Origin of the sequence: Halarchaeum sp. P4, assembly GCF_051195175.1 — an archaeon.
Lineage (GTDB): Archaea > Halobacteriota > Halobacteria > Halobacteriales > Halobacteriaceae > Halarchaeum.
This window is the reverse complement of record NZ_JBNTKC010000003.1, coordinates 145,619-163,919: the sequence shown is the minus strand read 5'-3', so window position 1 is coordinate 163,919 and position 18,301 is coordinate 145,619. Positions and strand designations below refer to the sequence as shown.

Genomic DNA, 18,301 nt, shown 5'->3' with positions numbered 1-18,301 from the left:
TCCGGCGCTCGCCGCGTGCTACTCCGCTGTCGGGCCGCCCGGGCGTGGACTGCCGACGAGCCGAGCTAGACGGGTTTCGTACTGGATGCAGAGCGTGCCGAGGAGGCTCATCACGAGGACGTACCCGATTGCGAACGCCGGGACGACGGTTTTTGTCTGGCCGGTCGTGCTGGTGGCGGCGAGCGTCGCGATGACGAGGGAGAACTCACCACGAGCGACGAGTCCGAGGCCGACGCGGAGCGACCGGCGGTCGGTGAGACCGTAGACACGCCCGCTCGCGACGCCGCTGAGGAGTTTGCTGACGGTCGTGCAGACGACCGCGACGGCGAGGAACGGCAGGACGTCGCGAATCGTCAGGAGGTTCGTCGTCAGTCCGATGGAGAAGAAGAAGAACGCCGCGAAGACGTCCCGGAACGGCAGCAACAGCGAGTCGACGCGCGCTTCGAGGTCGGTCTGACCGAACGCCATGCCGACGAAGAACGCCGCGACGGCCTCGCTCACGCCGAGGGCGAGCGCCGCGGCGGCGACGAGAATCGTCGTGCCGAGCACGCGAAGCACGAAGAGTTCGTCGTCCGGCACGCCGAAGACCGTCTCGAGGTACGAACTGCCCGCCCACGCGACGGCCGCGAGCACGCCGAGGAAGGCGAACGCCTGCAGAATCGACGTCGCGGCCTGCAGGAGCGTCCCGCCGCCGAGGACGACGGCCGAGACGACGGCGAGGTAGACGGCGATGACGAGGTCTTCGATGACGAGCGTCCCGAAGATGGCTTCGCTCTCGGGGTTCGCGACCCAGCCGTAGTCGGTGAGCGTCTTCGTGATGATGGCGCTCGAGGAGATGTAGACGACGCCGGCGACGAGGATGATGCCGACCGCGTCGAGGCCGAACGCGGCGGCGATGGCGACGCCGACGGCGGCGTTCACCACGAGGTCGATGCCGCCGATGGTCGTGAGCCGCTTCCAGTTGTTGATGAGCGTCTCGATGTGGAACTCCAACCCGAGGAAGAAGAGGAGGAAGACGATGCCGAGTTCGGCGACAACGCTGATGAAGGCGCCCTCCGTGACCAGCGCGAGCGGGACGCCGAGGAACTCCTTCGGGACGTAGGGGCCGATGAGGATGCCGGAGACGATGTACGCGGGGATGACGGATTGGCCGAGACGCGTCGCGACGGCGCCGATGGTGGCGAGCGTCACCAACGCGAGTCCGATCTGGACGAGCTGTGTCTCCCCCATCGTCAGTGCTCGGGGTGAACGAGTGCTTCGAGGGCGCGCTGTTCCGCACGCGACCCGACCGAGACGATGATGTCCCCGGGTTCGATGGTCGTGTCCGTGTTCGGACTCGGGATGGTCGTCTCGCCGCGCTGGAGCGCGATGACGGTCGCGCCCGTCTCCTCGCGAATCTGGGTTTCGCCGAGTGTCTGCCCGGCGACCGGCGACTCTTGTGGGACGTCGACCCACTCGATGATCGCGTCGCCGAGCGGGACTTCGACGGTGTCCGGATTGACCGGCTGGAAGCCCGCGCCCTGGAGGGCGGTGACGACGTCACGGGCGTCCTCCGAGTCGAGGTCGAAGACCTTCTCGGCGTCCGCGTCGGCGTGCGGTTTGTGGAAGACTTCGCGTCTGCCGTCGTGGTGAACGACGACAACCGCGCGCTCGCCAGCCCTCGTCTCGACTTCGTACTTTCGGCCGACGCCCGGGATGTCCGTCTCGTAAATCGTCATAGATGGTGCCTCTATCACCGACGTATTCGGCGATCCCGGATAAAATACGTACTACACAAATGGGAAAGTAAGTGGATGTTTCTCCCACGAGGACCCCGTGTCGCCGCCGACGGTGAGAAGGCGGTTAGTCCTCCTCAACCGTGCTCACGCGCGTTGACCCGCACTCCGGACACTGGACTTGCGTCATCTTCATCGCGGGTTCCTCGAACATCGCCGGACACCGCTGACACTGATACGTCACTGTCTCCGTCTCGGACGTCTCCGTCGACAGGAGACCTCGAAGCCACCCTTTAATCCCCATGTCTCAAATTATTCCTCCTCGACAGAAAAGAGACGGGGCCGTGAGAGCGCGCTACCCGACAGTCCGGAGTCCGTCCTCGAACTGGCGTGTACGAAAGGACTTCTGTCCCGGGGTCGATAGGCCACCAATGCGCCGTCGAGACGCGCTACGAACGGGTGGTGTGCTGCTCGGAACGGCCCTCGCCGGCTGTACGCTCCACCCACCGACCGTCGCGGACATCGTTATCGACAACCGCGTGCACGCCGACAGAACGGTGACGATTACGGTGACTCGGCTGCGCGACGGCGAACGGGTTCTCGCCGAAACCGTCGACCTCACGTCGTCCGGCCGAACGACCTTCCACGATCCGATCACCGAATCAGGAGACTACCGCGTCTCAGTCGTGGTTGCGGACGGTCCGAGCGGGACGTACACGTGGACTGTCCCACAGCGCGCCGATCCGGCGCAGCTGACGATTATCGTCCGCTCTGACTCGATCTCCTTCAACACAGTCGACCAGTGAGTACCGTGGCGACACCGCTTAAGTGAGTCCGCCGCGGGGGTACTACACGAGAGATGGCTGGGGAACTTCTCCTGGAAGTCGGCGTCATGTTCGCGGCGGTCGCAGCGGTGAGTTTCGTCGCCTCGCGACTCGACGTTTCTCCGATTCCGTTCTACATCCTCATCGGCATCGCGCTCAACAAGTACGTCATCGGGCGTCTGTCCCTTCCCTACGTTACCGAAACGAGCTTCGTCAAGATCGGCGCCGAACTCGGCATCATCTTCCTCCTCTTCTTTCTCGGACTCGAGTTTAACCTCGAGCGTCTCCTCGCGGACAGGGAGCGCCTCGGAAAGTCCGGCCTGTTGGACCTCGGTATAAACCTCACCGTCGGGTTCGGGCTCGGTTACGTGCTCTTCGGCGGCGTCGCGGCCGCCATCGTCTTCGCGGGCATCGTCTACATCTCCTCGAGCGCCATCATCACGAAGACGATGCTCGACCTCGGCTGGATCGCGAACCCGGAGAGCGGGCCGATTCTCGGGACGCTCGTCTTCGAGGACCTCGCAATCGCGATCTATCTGGCGGTCGTCGGCGCCGCCGTCCTCGGCGGCGGCTCCATCGGCGCCGCGGTCCAGTCGGTCGGTATCGCGCTCGGCTTCCTGCTGGTGCTCGCCCTCCTCGTCTACTTCGGGACGCGTGCCCTCGAACGGATGCTGGAGACGACCTCGGCCGAATACTTCGTCCTCCGCACACTTGGGACGACCGTCCTCATCGCGGGCGCGGCACTCGCACTCGGCGTGAGCGAGGCCGTCGCGGCGTTCTTCGTCGGCATGGCGTTCAGTTCGACGTCGTTCGTGCACACACTCGAGGAGACGCTCTCGCCGATCCGTGACACGTTCGCGGCGGTGTTCTTCTTCTGGATCGGCCTCGTCACCGACCCGTTCGCGTTCCTCGGTGTCCTCGACCTCATCGCGATCGCGGTGGTCGTCACGCTCCCGGCGAAAGTCGTGAGCGGCTACTACGGCGGGAAGGTGTACGGCCTGAGCGATCGGCGCTCGCTGCGGGTCGGGCTCGCGATGGTGACGCGCGGCGAGTTCTCGCTCATCATCGCGGCGACGGCGCTCGCCGGTGCCGGCGCGGCGTTGAGCGTCGCGACCGCCGAGACCATCTACGCGTTCACCGTCGGCTACGTGCTCGTCATGAGCCTCCTCGGGACGACCGTGATGCAGTTCTCCGGCGTCTTCGAGCGCTACCTCACCCCGACCGCCGCGTAACGGGGCAGTATCCTTTTCTCGACACCCCCGCAAGCAGTCGGCATGAGTATCTACGAAACCGATATCCCCGGTGTCGGTCGTCGCTTCGAGATGGAACTCACCGGCGACACGCGCCTCGTCGTCGTCGTCCACCACGACGGGCGCTGTGAGCTGTTCCGCCGCGAGGACGAGGACGCAGACGGCGAGAAAATCCTCGACCTCTCCAGCGACCAGGCGAACAAGCTCGGGTCGATACTCGAGGGCGCGTACTTCGAGGCCGTCGACGTTGACGAACTGTCCGTCCCGCTCGGTGACGCCATCATCCAGTGGGTCGACGTCCCGGAGGCGTCGCCGCTTGCCGACGAGACGATCGCCGAGTCGAACGTCCGGAACGAGACCGGCGCGACGATTATCGCGGTCCAGCGCGGCGAGGAGACGATTCCAAACCCCGGACCCGAGTTCGAACTCGCGGGCGGCGACATCCTCGTCGCGGTCGGCACCCGCGAGGAACACGCGGCGCTCGAAGACCTGGTGCAATAGGCGTATCCACGGGACGACGGCGTCGCCGGGAGGCGAGCGTGCACACGCCGGATCACGTCCACCGTCGGCCTCTGACTCGGTCGGCTACGCCCACTCCACGAACGGGAGGTCGGGAGCGTCGAGCGAGACGAACTCGGCGACGAAGTCGTTCGCGGGGTTCTCGTAGATTCCGCGCGGCGTGTCGATCTGTTCGACACGCCCGTCGTTCATGACGGCGACGCGGTCGCACATCACCATCGCCTCCTCCTGGTCGTGCGTGACGTAGAGGCCGGTGACGTCGAGGTCACTGAGGAGGTCGCCGACCTCCGTCTGGAGGCGGCGTTTCAGTTTCGCGTCGAGGCCAGTCATCGGCTCGTCGAGAAGGAGGATGCTCGGTTCGATGGCGAGTGCGCGGGCGAGGCCGACGCGCTGCTGTTGGCCGCCCGAGAGCGTCGTCGGGTCGCGGTCCTCGAAGCCGCCGATGCCGAGCATCTCGAGCAGGTCGGTGACCCGTTCGCGGCGCTCGGCTTTCCCGACGCCTTGCATCTTCAAGCCGAACGCGACGTTCTCGGCGACAGTCATGTTGTCGAAGAGGGCGTACTCCTGGAAGACGAGGCCGACGTTCCGGTTCTCCGGGGGGACGTGTGTAACGTCCGCGTCGTCGAAGCTGACCGACCCTGCGCTGGGTGTCTCGAACCCGGCGATGGTGCGCAGCGTCGTCGTCTTCCCACAGCCCGACGGGCCGAGGACGCCCAGCACCTCGCCGTCGTCGACGGTGAAGGAGACGCCGTCCATCGCGGTCGTATCGTCGTAGGTCTTCCGTACCGAATCGAGTGTGACGCGTGCCATAGGTTAGTGTCCTCGCGTGTCGAATCCGCGGCGGCCGACTTGCTGGAGGAGGAGCGTGATCGCGACGATGATGCAGAAGAACATCGACACCGCCGCGGCGGCCTTCGTGAACGAACTGTTCGAGATGTGGCGCTGGAGGAAGAGCGCGAGCGGTTGGGTTCCCTTCGCCCAGACGATGTAGGAGAAGTTGAACTCGGCGGCGGCGAGCGTCCAGCAGATGATCGCGCCCGAGACGATGCCCGAGCTCGCGTTCGGGACGATGACGGTCAGGAACGTCCGCGGCCACGACGCCCCGAGCGAGCGTGCGGACTCCTCGAGTTGGCGCAGCGGCATCGACTCGAACTCACTCTGGACGGCCATCACCATGAACGGCGCTTTCAGCAGCGAGTAGCCGACGATGAGCCCGAAGCTCGTCCCGGACAATACTGGGTACGCGCGGAGGAACGCGACGCCGAGGATGACGCCGGGGACGAGTGGCAGGATGGAGACCGCGTTCACCCACTCCTTCCCGCGGAACTCGTAGCGCGAGACCGCGTACGCGATTGGGACGCCGACGACGAGATTGATGAGGACGCCCCCGAGCGCGAGCGCGACGCTGAACGCCAACTCCGAGGGGACCGCGACGGTGAGCGTCGTTCCACCGCCGATGGGGATGGAGAAGAGGGAGTCCCAGCCCATGCTCCGCTCGGCGCCGATGGTGCTCGCGAGCCCGAGCACCTCGCGCCAGTTCTGGAACGTGACGAAGCCGGAGGGGAGGACGCCCGTCCAGTTCGTCGCGAACGACGCGACGACCGTCAGGACGATCGGCGCGATGAGGAACGCGACCGTCGCGAGGAGGACTGCGGTGACGGCTGGCCGGCCGAATCGACGCGAGAGCGCCGTCATATGCCGACCTCCGCGTTCGTGTAGCGCAGTCCGAGGACCGTGAAGAGGAACGTGAAGAGGAAGTAGACGGTCGCCATCGCGCCGGCGACCTGGACGTTGTAGCCGTTCCCGAGTTCGCGCGATATCTGGAGCGTCCAGACGACGAGCGTCTGGATGACGATCAGCGTCCCGAAGATCGCCAGCCCCGTCCGGAACGTGAGAATCGTCGCGCCGGTGATGCCCGGGCGGATCTGCGGGAGCGTCACGTGACGGAACGTCTGGAGCGGCGTCGCGCCCAGCGCCTGAGCGGCCTCCTCCGCGGCCTCATCGACTTCCGCGTAGGTCCCGCGGAGGATGAGCGTCGCACGGGGCACCATCGAGTAGACGAACGCGACGAAGAGCCCGGGGACGCTCACCGCGAACGCGACGTCGAGTGGCTCGCGCCCGGTGAGCGCCGCGATAACTGCCGTGAGGAGGCCGTTGTTCCCGAAGAGGACGAGAATCATGAACGCGGCGACGATGCCGGGGAGGCTGATCGGGAAGGAGACGAGCGTGACGAGCAGGTCCTCGCCCGGGAGGTCGTACTTCTCGAGGGCGTGTGCAATCGGCACCGCGAGCGCGACCGAGACGACCGTCGTGCCCGCGGCGAGCCAGAGCGAGTTGAACGCCACCGACCGGTAGTACGGGTCGCCGAACAGCGTCGCGTACGCCTCGAGGGAGAACCCGACCGACTGGTACTGGTGGGTGGAGACGCTGATGCGGACGACTTCCGCAAGCGGATAGAGGCCCGCGATGAGGAGGAGTGTGGCGAACGGCGCGCAGAGCACGACGATACGCCGATACTCGCGTTCGCGCTCCGTTGTCGGGGCGAGAATCCGACTGAGGACGCTGTCCGCGCCGCGCTCGCGCCCCACAGTCTGACTATCGGTACTGGCGTGTCCGTCCGCCATCCTCAGAGGTTCGCGCCGCGCGTAATCTCCTGAATGATCGACTCCTGTTGTTCGACGAGCTTCCCGTAGTCCACTTGGAACTCGGTGCGCTCGTACTCCGAGGCGTCGATGAACTCGTCGGGAAGTTCGAGCTCCGCGGAGCGAATCGGCCGGACGTACGCATCGAGGAACTGCCGTTGGCCCTCCAGCGAGAGGACGTAGTCCATGAAGAGTTTGCCTGCGCCGGGGTTCGGCGCACCCTCTAGGAGCGCGTAGCCGTACGGCATGTTGAGCGCGCCCTTGTTCCCGTTCGTCCCGCTCAGGAGGGCGACGCCGACGTTCTCCTCGGCGACCTCGTCGTTGTTGTATTTCAGGTCGAGCCCGGAGTAGTCGTAGCGGAGGAACGTCGCGTACTCGCCCCGGGAGAACTGCGCGAGGAAGTTGTCGGTGAACTCCGCTCCGCCCTTCTGGATTCTGTTGTAGTAGTCGATGACCGGCTGGAGGTCGTCCATGCTGCCCCCGCGGGCGTTGTTGATGGAGAGTGCCGTCGCGAGACCGACCGCGGCCTGCGGCGTCTGTAGCGCGAGGTCCTGCATGATTTCGGGCTGCAGGAGGTCCTCCCACGTCGTCGGTTTCTCGAGGCCGCGCTCCTCGTAGATGTCCTTCCGGTAGGTGACCGCCGTCGTGACGCGACGCGTCGCGGTGACGTGCCCGTCGTCGGTCTTGAGGGAGTCCGGGACTTTGTCCCAGCCCGCCGGCTTGTACGCCTGCGTGAACCCCTCGTTCTTGGCGACGATGCCGTACGTGTAGCCGCCGTTGTAGCCCGAGTGGGTCATGTTGCTCGCGTGCGAGCGCATGTGCTGGAGGGCCTCGCCCGACGACCGGTCGTCGTCGTGGACCGCGACGCCGTACGTGTCCTCAAAGGACTGCATCAGCGACGGCCAGTTCATCCAGCCCGACTGCACACAGTAGAAGTACAGCATGTCGGGGAAGTTCGACGCCGTCACGGTCGTCTGCGAGTTGCCGTAGCCGACGTCGTACGTCTTCGAACTACCGCCGCCACCGCCCCCGCTTCCGACGTCGTTCGTAGCGGAGTCCGTGTTACAGCCGGCGAGGCCCGCCAGGGCGGCGGCAGACGCGGTTCCGAGGAACTTCCGTCGCGTTGGGTCCATCACCTGGATTGGTCGTGTCCCCGTCGAAAGACGTTGCTATGATTGCATTATACACGGACAGATAGCTATAGTCATCCCCGTAGCGGTACGTGGTAACGCGACTTCCCTTACGTGAACGAGCGCGTCGTGCTGACGCGCGATTCCCATATAACAGCATGACCTACTGTCTAAATCTACCCCACCTCGAAACTATATGAAATGACAATTTAGGTTAGAAGGATTGAAAACACCGGCCTGTAAGATTGAGTGTGTTGGTATCACACCACGGTATCCGGTCTTCAGGTCAGCATGAGTAAACACGAGCACGACGAGACGACAGACGAATCGACTACCGGCCGACTTTCGACCTCCCGACGCCGGTTCCTGCAAGCGACGGGGTTGACGGCGCTCGCCGGTGGCACCGCCGTCGATTCAGTCGCGGCGGCGAGCACGTCGGAGTCACTGACTCCGGGCGGTCCCGGCGCGATCGACAACCTCTCGGCGTACATCGAGGACCCCACGATGTACGAGCAGCACCGGGAGCCCACGCACGTCACCGCCGCGATGCCGTACGAGTCCGTGGCGGCGGCCCGGAACGCGGACGAACGGTTCGCCCCGCTCGAGGAGCGCTACGGGAAGTCCTCCTACGTCGAACTGCTGAACGGCGAGTGGGATTTCGCCTTCTACAAACGACCTGCGGACGTCCCGGACTCGCTCTCGGGGATGTCGTGGGACTCGATTGCGGTCCCGAGCGTCTGGCAGACCGAGGGGTACGACCAGTACATCTACACGAACAACGACATCACGTGGGACCAGTACGAACCCGCGCTCGACGGCAGCCTCCAGCCCTCCGAGGGCATCGACGTCCCGGACACGAACCCGGTCGGCGTCTATCGCCGCTCCATGCAGGTCCCCGCCGACTGGGGTGACCGCGAGGTCTTCCTCCACTTCGGCGGCGTGAAACAGGCGTACTTCGTCTGGGTGGACGGCGAGTACGTGGGGTTCCAGCAGGGGTCGATGACGCCCGGCGAATTCGACGTGACCGACCACGTCACACCCGGCGAGGAGCACGACGTCGTCGTCCAGGTGTATCGGTTCTCGGACGGCGAGGCGCTCGAGACCATCGACATGTTCCGGTACTCCGGCATCTACCGGAGCGTCTACCTCTATTCCACACCGAAAGTCCACCTCCGGGACTTCTACGTGCAGTCGAGTCTCGACGACGACTACGCGGACGGCGAGCTCCGAATCGACGCCGAGGTCACGAACTACACCGACACGAAACAGGGGCGCTACGGCGTCAGAGCCCACCTCTACGACCCGGACGGGTCGCGCGTCACCACGCTCTCTGAGGGCGTTACCGTCGATGCCGACGGCGGGACCGTCACCCTCGAGACCACGGTTTCGGACCCCGAGAAGTGGTCCGCGGAGCACCCGAACCTCTACGAGGTCGGCCTCGAACTCGTCTCGAAGGGTTCGACGGTCGAGGCCGTCTACGACAAAATCGGGTTCCGGACGTACGAGACGACGCGCGGCGAGCGCGGCGCGCACGTCCTCGTGAACGGCGAGCCCGTGAACGTCCGCGGGACGAACCGTCACGAGACCGACCCCGACACGGGCCGCACCCTCCCAGTCGAGACGATGCGGGCGGACCTCGAGCGGATGAAGCAGTTCAACGTGGACGCGGTCCGGACCTCCCACTACCCGAACGACCCGACGTTCCTCCGACTCGCCGACGAGTACGGCGTCTACGTCCAGGACGAGGTCAACGTGGAGACGCACTGGTGGCAGGGCCTACTCGCGAACACCGACGTGTACCACGACCAGGCGGTCGCGCGCTTCCAGCGGATGGTGCTCCGGGACCGCAACCACGCCTCCGTGTTCTCCTGGTCGACCGGGAACGAGGCCGGGACGGGCGCCGAACACCTCGACATGGCGTCGTTCGCGATGGCCTCCGACGAGCACCTGCCGGCGGACACGAGCGGCGTCACCGGCGTCAGCACCGTCGAGAGCTTCGACGGCGACGCGCAGGGGATGGCGCCCGACCGCATCATGTACCATCAGCCGAACGGCGGCGGGTGGGACGTCGCGTACAGCGACATGCTCGGCCCGCGCTACGCCGGCGTGGACACGCTCCTGAGCGTCGGCGACGGCTCCAGCATCGGCGAGGGGAAGCGCCCAGTCGTGATGGGCGAGTACAACCACGCGATGGGGAACAGCCTCGGGCTGGTGCACGCGATGTGGGACGACCACATCCAGCCGCCGGTGCGCCGCGCGCGCAACACGGCCGGCGAGAGCGGGGACGGCGTCCTCGTCGGCGACCCGACCGTGGACACCGGTCGCACGGCGGGTGCGGTCACGCTCGACAGCGACGACCACATCGAGGTCACGTCGCCCTCGAGCGTCGACTTCACCAGCCCCGGCTTCTCGCTCGCGGTCGCGTTCAAGGGTCTCACGCCGAACACGGAGGTCGACTTCGTCGCGAAGGGCGAGCAGTACGCGCTGACGGCGCGCGAGGGGATGCACTTCGAGTTCGCCGTCGGTGACGCGATGGCCTCCGGGAAGGTGCGCGGGAACCTCGCGACGGACGAGTGGCACACGCTCGTCGGCGTCTGCTCGGGCGACCGACTCACGCTCTACCTCGACGGCTCGAAGGTCGGCGAGAGCACACACTCGCTCTCCAGCGTCCCGTCCAGCGACGACGTCGTGCGCGTCGGGTACAACGGCCAGAACGGTGCGGACGGCGACATGGCTATCGACGCCGTCCACGCGTTCGACCGCGCGCTCTCGAGTTCGGAGGCCGGGAGCCCGGCGGACGCCGACGGCGCGGTGCTCGCCTACGACTTCAGCGGAGTACTCCGCGACCAGAGCCTCAACGGCGGGTTCATCTGGGACTGGGTGAACCAGGACGTGACCGTCACGAGGGACGGCACCACCTACCAGTTCTACGACGACGACCCGTTCTGCCTCAACGGCCTCGTGTGGTCGGACCGGACCGCGCAGCCGGAGCTCTGGCAGCTCAAGCACAGCCATCAGCCCGTGAAGGTCGCGGCCCGCGACCTCACGGCGGGCGAGGTGTACGTCACGAACCACTTCGGGTTCACCGACCTGCGCGAGTTCGACGTCAGCTGGCAGCTCAGCGCGAACGACGAAGTCGTGCAGTCCGGGAGTCTCGACCTCGAACTGGCACCGGGGGAGACCCGGCCGGTGTCCGTGCCGCTCGACGCGCCGAGCGACCCCGCGCCCGGCACCGAGTATTGGCTTGAGGTCTCGGTCACGCGCCCGGAGGCGACCGCGTACGCGGACGCCGGCCACGAGGTCGCGTTCGACCAGTTCGAAGTCCCCTTCGACGTCCCCGAACCGAGCGTGGCGGACCCCGCCGCGCTCCCCTCGGGGGCGACGACGGAGTCCGACAGTGCCGTTACGGTTTCCGGCGACGGCTTCGCGTACACGCTCGACAAGAAGACGGGGACGTTCTCCTCGCTCACCTACGAGGGGACGGAACTCGTCGAGGACGGCCCGCGGCTCAACGCGTGGCGCGCCCCCATCATGAACGAGGTGCAGGCGTGGGGGAGCGAGCAGGCCTCGAGCTGGTACGAGGCGGGGTTGAACGACCTCACGCAGACCGTCAAGTCCGTCCAGGCCGAGCAGTCCGACGGCGTCGCGAACATCACGGTCGAGGCGTTCCTCGAAGGCGCGTCGGCGGGGAACCTGCTTCGGACGCCCGACGAGTCCAGCACGGACAGCGACGGCACGGTCCACGGTGACCCCGACATCGTCGCAGGTCGCTCTGGGCAGGCAATCGCGTTCGACGGGAGCGACGACTACGTGAACGCCGGCGCGGCGTCGAGCGTCAACTTCACGAGCCCCGGGTTCACCGTCGAGGCGACCTTCCGTGGCCTCGACGTCGGCGGACACAAGCCGCTCGTCACGAAGGGCGACAGCCAGTACGCGCTGAAGGCGAACGACGGCGAGTTCTCCTTCTTCATCTACGACCCGAGTGCGGACGACTCGCCGTGGAAGGCGGTCTCCGCGCCGATTCCGGACGGGTTCGACGGGAGCGCCTGGCACACCCTCGTCGGGGTCTGCACGGAGGGCGAACTCGTGTTGTACCTCGACGGCGAGGTGCTCGCGACCGAATCGCACTCGGTCACCGACATCAACGACAGCGGCTACCCGATTCACGTCGCACACAACGCCGAGAAGGCGGACCGATACACGCCGGTCACCGTCGATTCCGCACGCGTCTACGACACGCCGCTCACGCAGTCGGAGGTGCAGTCCGGCTTCGACTCGGTCCCCGATAGCGCGGTGCTCTGGTATGACTTCGACACGTTCACCGAGGTCACGTCGATCAGAGTGACGCCGGACGCGACGGACAACGGCAACCGTGGCGTCCTCCAGAACAGTCCGAGCGTCGTCTCGGGCGTCTCCGGCACCGCCCTCGACCTCAGCGGACAGAGCTACGTCTCCCTCGATCGCTCCGACACCCTCGACATCACTGAGGGCGGGGTGACCGTCGAGTGCTGGGTGAAGCCCGGCGAGCCACAGGACGGCGGCTCCGCACAGCCGTACGTCACGAAGGGACGGCAGTACCTCGTGAAGCGGCGCGAGGCCGGCCGCGGCGGCGCTCTCGAGTTCGCGTTCAACGCCGACGGCTGGGAGTCGATTACTGCGCCCGTTCCGGACGATTGGACGGGCAACTGGCACCACCTCGCCGGCGTGTGGGACGCGGACGCCGGCGAACTCCGGTTCTACGTCGACGGCGAGCGGAAGAGCACGCAGGCCTACGACGGCACGCTCCAGCACTGGGACGCCGGTGTCACCGTCGGCTCCGACGGGAGCACCTACGTCGCGGACGGCACCGTCGTCGACAACGCCCGTATCTACGACCGCGGGCTGAGCGACGACGAGGTCGGACAGCCGGACACCAAGCCCCTCGACGGGGCGGTCGCGTGGCTGAACTTCGACTCGTTCGACACCGTCAAGCGGAACGGGCCCGGGTTCGCCACGACCTACCGCTACCGGGTGTTCGGGAGCGGCGACGTCACGCTCGACGTCCACGCGGAGCCCAACGACCGACTCCTCGAGACGGTGACGGACTACCTGCCGAAGGTCGGCGTCCGCGTCGAGCTCCCGGAGTCCTTCGACGAGTTCGAGTGGTACGGGCGCGGCCCCGAGGAGACGTATCCGGACCGGAAGTGGGGCGTCCGCGTCGGCCGGTACGCCGGCTCGGTCGAGGACCAGTACGTCCCCTACCTGCCCCCGACGGACAACGGCAACAAGGCCGACACGCGGTGGGCGGCGTTGACGAACGGCGACGGAACCGGCTTGCTCGGGGTGGCCCGCGACGACTCGATGAACGTCAACCTCCAGCAGTGGAGTAACCTCGCGGAGGCGGGACACCAGCACGAACTCGAGGCGCGTGGCTCTGTCGGGTTCGACCTCGACCACGCCGTCTCGGGCGTCGGGGGGACGCCGACCGAACCCCTCGACAAGCACCTCGTCCGGCCGCGCCCGATGTCCTTCGGGTTCGTGCTGCGGCCGTTCACGGCCGACGACGACCCGATGGCGCTGGCGAAGGCACAGTTCCCGACTGAGAACTGACGCGGCCGACCGCCGTCGTCGCACGCGGTTTCGTTTCTTTTTCGGACGAATCGACATCCGCGCTGAGAGACGCTGTGGCGTCTCCGGCGGGTCGCGTGACGTCGCAAAAACGGTCGTCAGTCGTCCTCGAGTTCGCGCTCGATCTCCGCGCGACCCACTTTCGCGGCCTTCCTCGTTCGTCCGAGTGCCTTTCCCAGCTTCGGCAGCCGCGAGGCGCCGACGAACAGCAACACGATCGCGACCAGCAGTCCGAGTTCGACAGGCCCGAACATGGTCGCCGTTCCGTACGTACTAGCGCGTATTAGGCGTTCGGTGGCGGGCCGCTACCACCGGTGAGTGTGAATCAGGGCCGCCATCCGCGGAGGAAGCCGGTCGCGAGTCCGCCGCCGGCGAGCGCGACGAGCAGGCCGAACAGTCGGACGACGAGCACCGCTGCCGTCGCGCTCACCAGCGGGGCGCCGGTCATCACGACGAGCGCGCCCGCCAGCAGGAGGTCGTAGGCGCCGAGACTCGCCGGCACCGGCACCATGCTCGCTGCCTGTGGCAGCGGCATGACGACGACGATTGGCACCAGCGCGACCGCAGTGCCGGTGCCGGAGAGGGCGACCCAGAGCGCCCCCGCGGTCAGCACCTGCTCGAGGAGGCCGCCGAGGACGATGAGTCCGACGAGGCCTGGTTCGCCGCGGAAGTGGAGTGCGCGTGCCCACAGGCGTTCGACTGCGTCGGCGACGACGTCCCGGTCGTGTGGCTGGTCGCGGTAGAGCGCGGAGAGCCGAGTGACGACCGGCGCGAAGACGATGACCAGCAGTTTCGAGACGTGGACGCGGCCGCGCACGAGGGCGACGCCGACGACGAGCAGGACGAGGACCGCGCCGACGAGCGTGGTGGCGACGAACTGGGGGGCGACGCCGCCGACGAGGAGGACGCCGACCAGGACCGTCGAGAGCGCGAGTTGCGCCGCGGCTTTGACGTACTTCGCGAGGCCGCGCACGCCGAGCGCCTCGCTGTACGTCGTCTCGGTCGCGACGCCGAAGAAGCGGGCCATGATCGGCTCCGAACTCACCGGTCCGGCGGGACTGAGTGTGTCGAAGAAGTCGCCGGCGAGCGCGAACTGCACGCTCTGTCCCGGCGAGAGGCCGTCGCCGAGCGGTTTCACGGACGCCCAGACGCCGATGCTGTCGGCGAGCGCCTCGAGGACGACCAGCGCGAACACGAGCGCGACGGCCCACGGCGCGACGGCCGTCGCCCGTCGGACGACCTCATCGACGCCGACGTGGAGGAGGTAGACGGAGAGGGCGGAGCCACCGAGGGTCGCGCCGACGGCGAAGCGGACTGCTCTACGCACACTCCGTGGAGAGGGTGCCGGCCGACTAAACTCGTCGGGTCCTGTCGGCCGCGACTACGTGTCGGCGACGTCGACGACTTCGTAGCTGAGGTTCTGCTCCTGGAGCGGGTCGGTGTGCGCGGAGAGCTGGTCGGTCGCCGCGAGGAGCAGGATGTCGAGGCCTTTCGCGGCGGCTTCGCGGACGGCCGAGGGGCTGCCGAAGCGGATGTCCGGGTCGAGGTCGGCGGCGGTCGCGACGGCGACGGCTTCGACGCCGCTGACCGCGAGCAGGTCGTGTCGCTCGGCGAGGTCGACGATTCGCTCGGGGTCGGCGGCCGAGCTGCCGCCGTTCTGCACTTGCGGAATCGAGACGATGGTCACCGATCCGAGTTCGTAGTCGACGACGCCCTCGAAGTTCGTCACGCCGACGTCCTGTCCGGGTTCCGCGTCCGTGACTGCGACGGCGGTGGCGCTCCCGGTGTCGCCGGCCATCGCCCGGAGCACGCCGTCCCGCATCGTCAGCGAGACGGTTTCGCCCTCGGTGATGTCGGTGGTCGCGAGCGCGGTCTCGATTTCGACCTGCCCGATGACGTCCTCGGAGACGTGATCGACGTACTGTCGGAGCGTGTCGGTCTGCGTGATGAGCCAGTCGACGCCCTCCTTGGTCACCTCGTAGCGGCCACGGCCGTGCTTGTTGACGTAGCCCTGCTCGACGAGGTCCTGGAGGTAGTCGCTCACGGCCTGTGAGGTGATTCCGATGGCGTCGGCGATCTCCTGCTGGTTCACCGCGGGTTGGCGTTCCGCGATCTGAACCAGTATCTGGTAGCGCGTGGCGTTCCGCTTGCTCTGGAGGACGCCGAGTTCGTCGGGGTCGGCCGCGTTGTTCGCCATCACCGTACCTCGACACTGAGACCTAAAGTAAGTTTGCCTTAGAGCGCCCTGACTGTAGCTTGATGCGCTCCTCCGCCCGATTAGCACAACACAGTTTTCTCTAACACAACCAAAATTGTTTTACGAGCCACGATGGTTGTATTGGGCGATGGCACACGTATCGCTCCCCCACGACGCGAAGGCCGGCCCGACGAAACCGGAGGTCAGGGCTGTTCTTCTCAGCAAACTCGACCTCGGGCCGTCCGACCACTTCGTGGAAGTCGGCTCGTGCACCGGCGCCGTCACCATCGAGGCGGCACGGCGCGCCGGCCGCGTCACCGCGCTCGAACGCAAGGCGGACCGCATCGAGACGACCAGAGCGAACCTCGACGCCAACGACGTCACCGCGGACGTCGAACTCCGCGAGGCCGAAGCACCGGACGGACTCCCCGAGGACGCCGACGCCCTCTTCCTCGGCGGCAGTCGGAACTACGAGGCAGTCCTCGACCACGCGCGCGACGCCGGCATCGAGCGCGTCGTCATGAACGTCTCGCGCCTCGAAGTCGCCGGCGCCGCCACCGAGGCGTTCCGCGAGCGCGGCCTCCTCGAGGACGTCGTCCAGTTCCAGGTGAGTCACGGCTACGAACTCGCCGGCGCGACGAGCTTCAATTCGGACAACCCGGTGTACATGCTCGTCGGCGGTGCGAGCGCGACCGACGGAGGCGAGCGATGACGCTCTACGGCGTCGGCCTCGGCCCCGGTGACGCCGACCTCGTCACCGTGCGCGGCCGCCGCGTCCTCGAAGACGCGGACGTCGTCTACTCGCCCGGCCGGCTCTCCCGGACCGTGGCGACCGAGCACGTCCCCAGCGAGCGCATCGGCGACGTCGACTTCCCGATGACGCGCGACGAGGACGAACTCCGGCGCGCATGGCGCGACGCCGCCGCGGAAATCGCGCCGCGCGCTCGGGACGGCACCGTGGCGTTCGTCACGCTCGGCGACCCGAACGTCTACTCCACGTTCGGACACCTGCGACGAACGCTTGAGGCCTTCCACCCGGACGTCGACGTCGACGTCGTCCCCGGCGTGAGCGCCGTGACGGCGTTCACGACGGCGCTCGGCGTCGAAATCACCGCGGGGTCCAGCGTCGCACTCCACGAGGCCGCACGCGGTGCCGCCCCGACCGGCCCCGACCGGATGGTCCTCTTCAAGGTCACCGACGTCCCGACGACCCACGAGAAACTCATCAACGCCGGCTACGACGTCGTCTACGGCCGCCGGCTCTACATGGAGCAGGGCGAGACCGTCGTCACGGACGACCCGGCGGAGCTCGCCGACCGCGACTACTACACGCTCGCCTACGCGGAGAAACGCGACCTCGAGGCGACGCCGGCCACCGCGCGCTTCGAGGACGCCGAACACGACGCCGGCACCGAGGCGGCCGTCCGGACCGACGGCGGCCGCCGACCGAGCGTCGCAGAGCGGACCGACGCCGACGCCACACGCCACGTCGTGTCGATGGAGCGGGCCGAGGGCGAGGCCTGCGGCGACGAGCTTCCGGAGGGGTCGCGATGACCGACCCGCAGGACGCCATTGACGCCGCGGCGGCCCCGGCGACGGAGCGCGACTCGCGCGTCGCCGAGCGGACCGCCGGCGAGAAAGGCGAGGGCATCCCGTTCATCGGCGCCGGCCCCGGCGACCCCGGCCTGCTCACCGTCACCGGCCGGGAGCTCGTCGAGGACGCCGACCTCGTCGTGCACGCCGGCTCGCTGGTCAACAGCGACCTGCTCGAGGAGTACTGCGCGGACGCCGAGCAGGTCTCGAGCATCGGCAAGGACCTGGAGGAGCTCGTGCCGCTGATGCGCGACGCCTATGAGGCCGGTCGGACGGTCGTCCGCCTCCACAGCGGCGACCCCGCCATCTACGGGGCGGCGCTGGAGCAGATGGACGCGCTCGAACACGAGGGCGTGCCGACCTACATCGTCCCCGGCGTGACCTCGGCGTTCGCGGCGAGCGCGAGCCTCCGGACGCAACTCACGCTGAACGGCGTCGCCAACCACGTCGCGTTCACGCGCCCGCAGGGGAAGACCCTCGACCCTGCGGACGACCACATCGGCGAGTTCGTCGAGATGGGCGACGTGACGACCTGCGTCTACCTCGGGACGCACGCAGTCGCCGAGACGATGGACCGCCTCCTCGAGGCCGGGCACGACCCCGAGACGCCGGTCGCCGTCGTCTATCACGCGTCGTGGCCGGACGAGGACATCATCGAGGGAACCATCGCGACCATCGGCGAGCGCGTCGAAGAGGCCGGCTATCGCGCGTCCGCGCTCGTCGTCATCGGCGACGCGGCGCGAAAGGCCGGCTACGAGCGCTCCTACCTCTACGACGGCTGGGCGAACCGCGGGACCGACGAGAGCGAGGCTGACGACTGACAC

17 protein-coding genes are annotated in these 18,301 nt (G+C 67.4%); 7 read left to right on the top strand and 10 right to left on the bottom strand.

The annotated features are described in order from the left end of the window. Window positions 1–18: 18 nt before the first annotated feature. The 3 genes from ACQUS8_RS11875 to ACQUS8_RS11865 form a co-directional block, all read right to left on the bottom strand. Window positions 19–1,230, bottom strand: a complete 1,212-nt coding sequence (locus ACQUS8_RS11875; protein ID WP_435101300.1) for a cation:proton antiporter — start codon at window positions 1,228–1,230, stop codon at window positions 19–21. Between the two features lie 2 nt (window positions 1,231–1,232). Continuing rightward, window positions 1,233–1,718: a cation:proton antiporter regulatory subunit gene (locus ACQUS8_RS11870; RefSeq protein ID WP_435101298.1), complete on the bottom strand. Its 486-nt coding sequence runs from the start codon at window positions 1,716–1,718 to the stop codon at window positions 1,233–1,235. A 124-nt stretch (window positions 1,719–1,842) separates the two neighbouring features. Beyond that, window positions 1,843–2,019 carry a hypothetical protein gene (locus tag ACQUS8_RS11865; protein WP_435101296.1) on the bottom strand — a complete coding sequence of 59 codons (177 nt, stop codon included), beginning with the start codon at window positions 2,017–2,019 and terminating at the stop codon, window positions 1,843–1,845. Between the two features lie 127 nt (window positions 2,020–2,146). On the opposite strand from ACQUS8_RS11865, the gene ACQUS8_RS11860 reads away from it, so the two are divergent. Genes ACQUS8_RS11860 through ACQUS8_RS11850 form a run of 3 tightly spaced genes read left to right on the top strand, consistent with a single transcriptional unit; the run spans window position 2,147 to window position 4,290 of the window. Then, the gene (locus ACQUS8_RS11860) at window positions 2,147–2,521 is read left to right on the top strand and encodes a hypothetical protein (protein WP_435101294.1); all 375 of its coding nucleotides are present in this window, start codon (window positions 2,147–2,149) and stop codon (window positions 2,519–2,521) included. A 53-nt stretch (window positions 2,522–2,574) separates the two neighbouring features. Then, entirely contained in the window at window positions 2,575–3,771 is a 1,197-nt protein-coding gene (locus ACQUS8_RS11855; RefSeq protein WP_435101292.1) for a cation:proton antiporter, read from the top strand. 42 nt (window positions 3,772–3,813) lie between these two features. Further along, a complete protein-coding gene (locus tag ACQUS8_RS11850) occupies window positions 3,814–4,290 on the top strand; it encodes a cation:proton antiporter regulatory subunit (protein ID WP_435101291.1) in 477 nt (158 codons plus the stop codon). A gap of 84 nt (window positions 4,291–4,374) precedes the next feature. On the opposite strand, the gene ACQUS8_RS11845 is transcribed toward ACQUS8_RS11850, so the two are convergent. From ACQUS8_RS11845 to ACQUS8_RS11830, 4 genes are read right to left on the bottom strand one after another with little or no spacing between them, the layout of a single operon-like run. Continuing rightward, window positions 4,375–5,118 (bottom strand): ABC transporter ATP-binding protein, encoded by a 744-nt coding sequence (locus tag ACQUS8_RS11845; RefSeq protein ID WP_435101289.1) that lies wholly within the window; start codon window positions 5,116–5,118, stop codon window positions 4,375–4,377. A 3-nt stretch (window positions 5,119–5,121) separates the two neighbouring features. Beyond that, complete coding sequence (locus ACQUS8_RS11840; RefSeq protein ID WP_435101287.1) at window positions 5,122–6,003, bottom strand: ABC transporter permease; 882 nt, start codon at window positions 6,001–6,003, stop codon at window positions 5,122–5,124. Then, on the bottom strand, window positions 6,000–6,932 hold the full coding sequence (locus ACQUS8_RS11835) for an ABC transporter permease (RefSeq protein ID WP_435101285.1): 933 nt from the start codon (window positions 6,930–6,932) through the stop codon (window positions 6,000–6,002). Before ACQUS8_RS11835 ends, ACQUS8_RS11840 begins: the two co-directional genes overlap by 4 nt. Window positions 6,933–6,934: 2 nt before the next feature. Beyond that, on the bottom strand, window positions 6,935–8,035 hold the full coding sequence (locus ACQUS8_RS11830; RefSeq protein WP_435101800.1) for an extracellular solute-binding protein: 1,101 nt from the start codon (window positions 8,033–8,035) through the stop codon (window positions 6,935–6,937). 336 nt (window positions 8,036–8,371) lie between these two features. On the opposite strand from ACQUS8_RS11830, the gene ACQUS8_RS11825 reads away from it, so the two are divergent. Continuing rightward, complete coding sequence (locus tag ACQUS8_RS11825) at window positions 8,372–13,669, top strand: glycoside hydrolase family 2 TIM barrel-domain containing protein (protein ID WP_435101283.1); 5,298 nt, start codon at window positions 8,372–8,374, stop codon at window positions 13,667–13,669. Window positions 13,670–13,785: 116 nt separating this feature from the next. Here ACQUS8_RS11825 and ACQUS8_RS11820 read toward each other — a convergent pair whose 3' ends face one another. The 3 genes from ACQUS8_RS11820 to ACQUS8_RS11810 all read right to left on the bottom strand — a co-directional run bounded on the left by ACQUS8_RS11820 (window position 13,786) and on the right by ACQUS8_RS11810 (window position 15,884). Beyond that, entirely contained in the window at window positions 13,786–13,941 is a 156-nt protein-coding gene (locus ACQUS8_RS11820; protein ID WP_435101281.1) for a Sec-independent protein translocase subunit TatA/TatB, read from the bottom strand. A gap of 71 nt (window positions 13,942–14,012) precedes the next feature. Next, window positions 14,013–15,014: a lysylphosphatidylglycerol synthase domain-containing protein gene (locus ACQUS8_RS11815; protein WP_435101279.1), complete on the bottom strand. Its 1,002-nt coding sequence runs from the start codon at window positions 15,012–15,014 to the stop codon at window positions 14,013–14,015. A gap of 54 nt (window positions 15,015–15,068) precedes the next feature. Then, a complete protein-coding gene (locus ACQUS8_RS11810; protein WP_435101277.1) occupies window positions 15,069–15,884 on the bottom strand; it encodes a MarR family transcriptional regulator in 816 nt (271 codons plus the stop codon). A 148-nt stretch (window positions 15,885–16,032) separates the two neighbouring features. Here ACQUS8_RS11810 and cbiT point away from each other — a divergent pair, with 148 nt between their 5' ends. The 3 genes from cbiT to ACQUS8_RS11795 are packed head-to-tail and all read left to right on the top strand — an operon-like array spanning window position 16,033 to window position 18,298. Further along, entirely contained in the window at window positions 16,033–16,596 is a 564-nt protein-coding gene (gene cbiT / locus ACQUS8_RS11805) for a precorrin-6Y C5,15-methyltransferase (decarboxylating) subunit CbiT (RefSeq protein WP_435101275.1), read from the top strand. Further along, window positions 16,593–17,438 (top strand): cobalt-factor II C(20)-methyltransferase, encoded by an 846-nt coding sequence (locus ACQUS8_RS11800; RefSeq protein ID WP_435101273.1) that lies wholly within the window; start codon window positions 16,593–16,595, stop codon window positions 17,436–17,438. Before cbiT ends, ACQUS8_RS11800 begins: the two co-directional genes overlap by 4 nt. Beyond that, a complete protein-coding gene (locus ACQUS8_RS11795) occupies window positions 17,435–18,298 on the top strand; it encodes a cobalt-precorrin-4/precorrin-4 C(11)-methyltransferase (RefSeq protein WP_435101271.1) in 864 nt (287 codons plus the stop codon). The genes ACQUS8_RS11800 and ACQUS8_RS11795 overlap by 4 nt, the downstream gene beginning before the upstream one ends. Window positions 18,299–18,301 lie beyond the last annotated feature (3 nt).

Bases quoted from the DNA above. Each gene is read 5' to 3' on its own strand.
- ACQUS8_RS11875 (WP_435101300.1), bottom strand. From the start codon at position 1,230: ATGGGGGAGACACAGCTCGTCCAGATCGGACTCGCGTTGGTGACGCTC.
- ACQUS8_RS11870 (WP_435101298.1), bottom strand. From the start codon at position 1,718: ATGACGATTTACGAGACGGACATCCCGGGCGTCGGCCGAAAGTACGAA.
- ACQUS8_RS11865 (WP_435101296.1), bottom strand. From the start codon at position 2,019: ATGGGGATTAAAGGGTGGCTTCGAGGTCTCCTGTCGACGGAGACGTCC.
- ACQUS8_RS11860 (WP_435101294.1), top strand. From the start codon at position 2,147: ATGCGCCGTCGAGACGCGCTACGAACGGGTGGTGTGCTGCTCGGAACG.
- ACQUS8_RS11855 (WP_435101292.1), top strand. From the start codon at position 2,575: ATGGCTGGGGAACTTCTCCTGGAAGTCGGCGTCATGTTCGCGGCGGTC.
- ACQUS8_RS11850 (WP_435101291.1), top strand. From the start codon at position 3,814: ATGAGTATCTACGAAACCGATATCCCCGGTGTCGGTCGTCGCTTCGAG.
- ACQUS8_RS11845 (WP_435101289.1), bottom strand. From the start codon at position 5,118: ATGGCACGCGTCACACTCGATTCGGTACGGAAGACCTACGACGATACG.
- ACQUS8_RS11840 (WP_435101287.1), bottom strand. From the start codon at position 6,003: ATGACGGCGCTCTCGCGTCGATTCGGCCGGCCAGCCGTCACCGCAGTC.
- ACQUS8_RS11835 (WP_435101285.1), bottom strand. From the start codon at position 6,932: ATGGCGGACGGACACGCCAGTACCGATAGTCAGACTGTGGGGCGCGAG.
- ACQUS8_RS11825 (WP_435101283.1), top strand. From the start codon at position 8,372: ATGAGTAAACACGAGCACGACGAGACGACAGACGAATCGACTACCGGC.
- ACQUS8_RS11820 (WP_435101281.1), bottom strand. From the start codon at position 13,941: ATGTTCGGGCCTGTCGAACTCGGACTGCTGGTCGCGATCGTGTTGCTG.
- ACQUS8_RS11810 (WP_435101277.1), bottom strand. From the start codon at position 15,884: ATGGCGAACAACGCGGCCGACCCCGACGAACTCGGCGTCCTCCAGAGC.
- cbiT (WP_435101275.1), top strand. From the start codon at position 16,033: ATGGCACACGTATCGCTCCCCCACGACGCGAAGGCCGGCCCGACGAAA.
- ACQUS8_RS11800 (WP_435101273.1), top strand. From the start codon at position 16,593: ATGACGCTCTACGGCGTCGGCCTCGGCCCCGGTGACGCCGACCTCGTC.
- ACQUS8_RS11795 (WP_435101271.1), top strand. From the start codon at position 17,435: ATGACCGACCCGCAGGACGCCATTGACGCCGCGGCGGCCCCGGCGACG.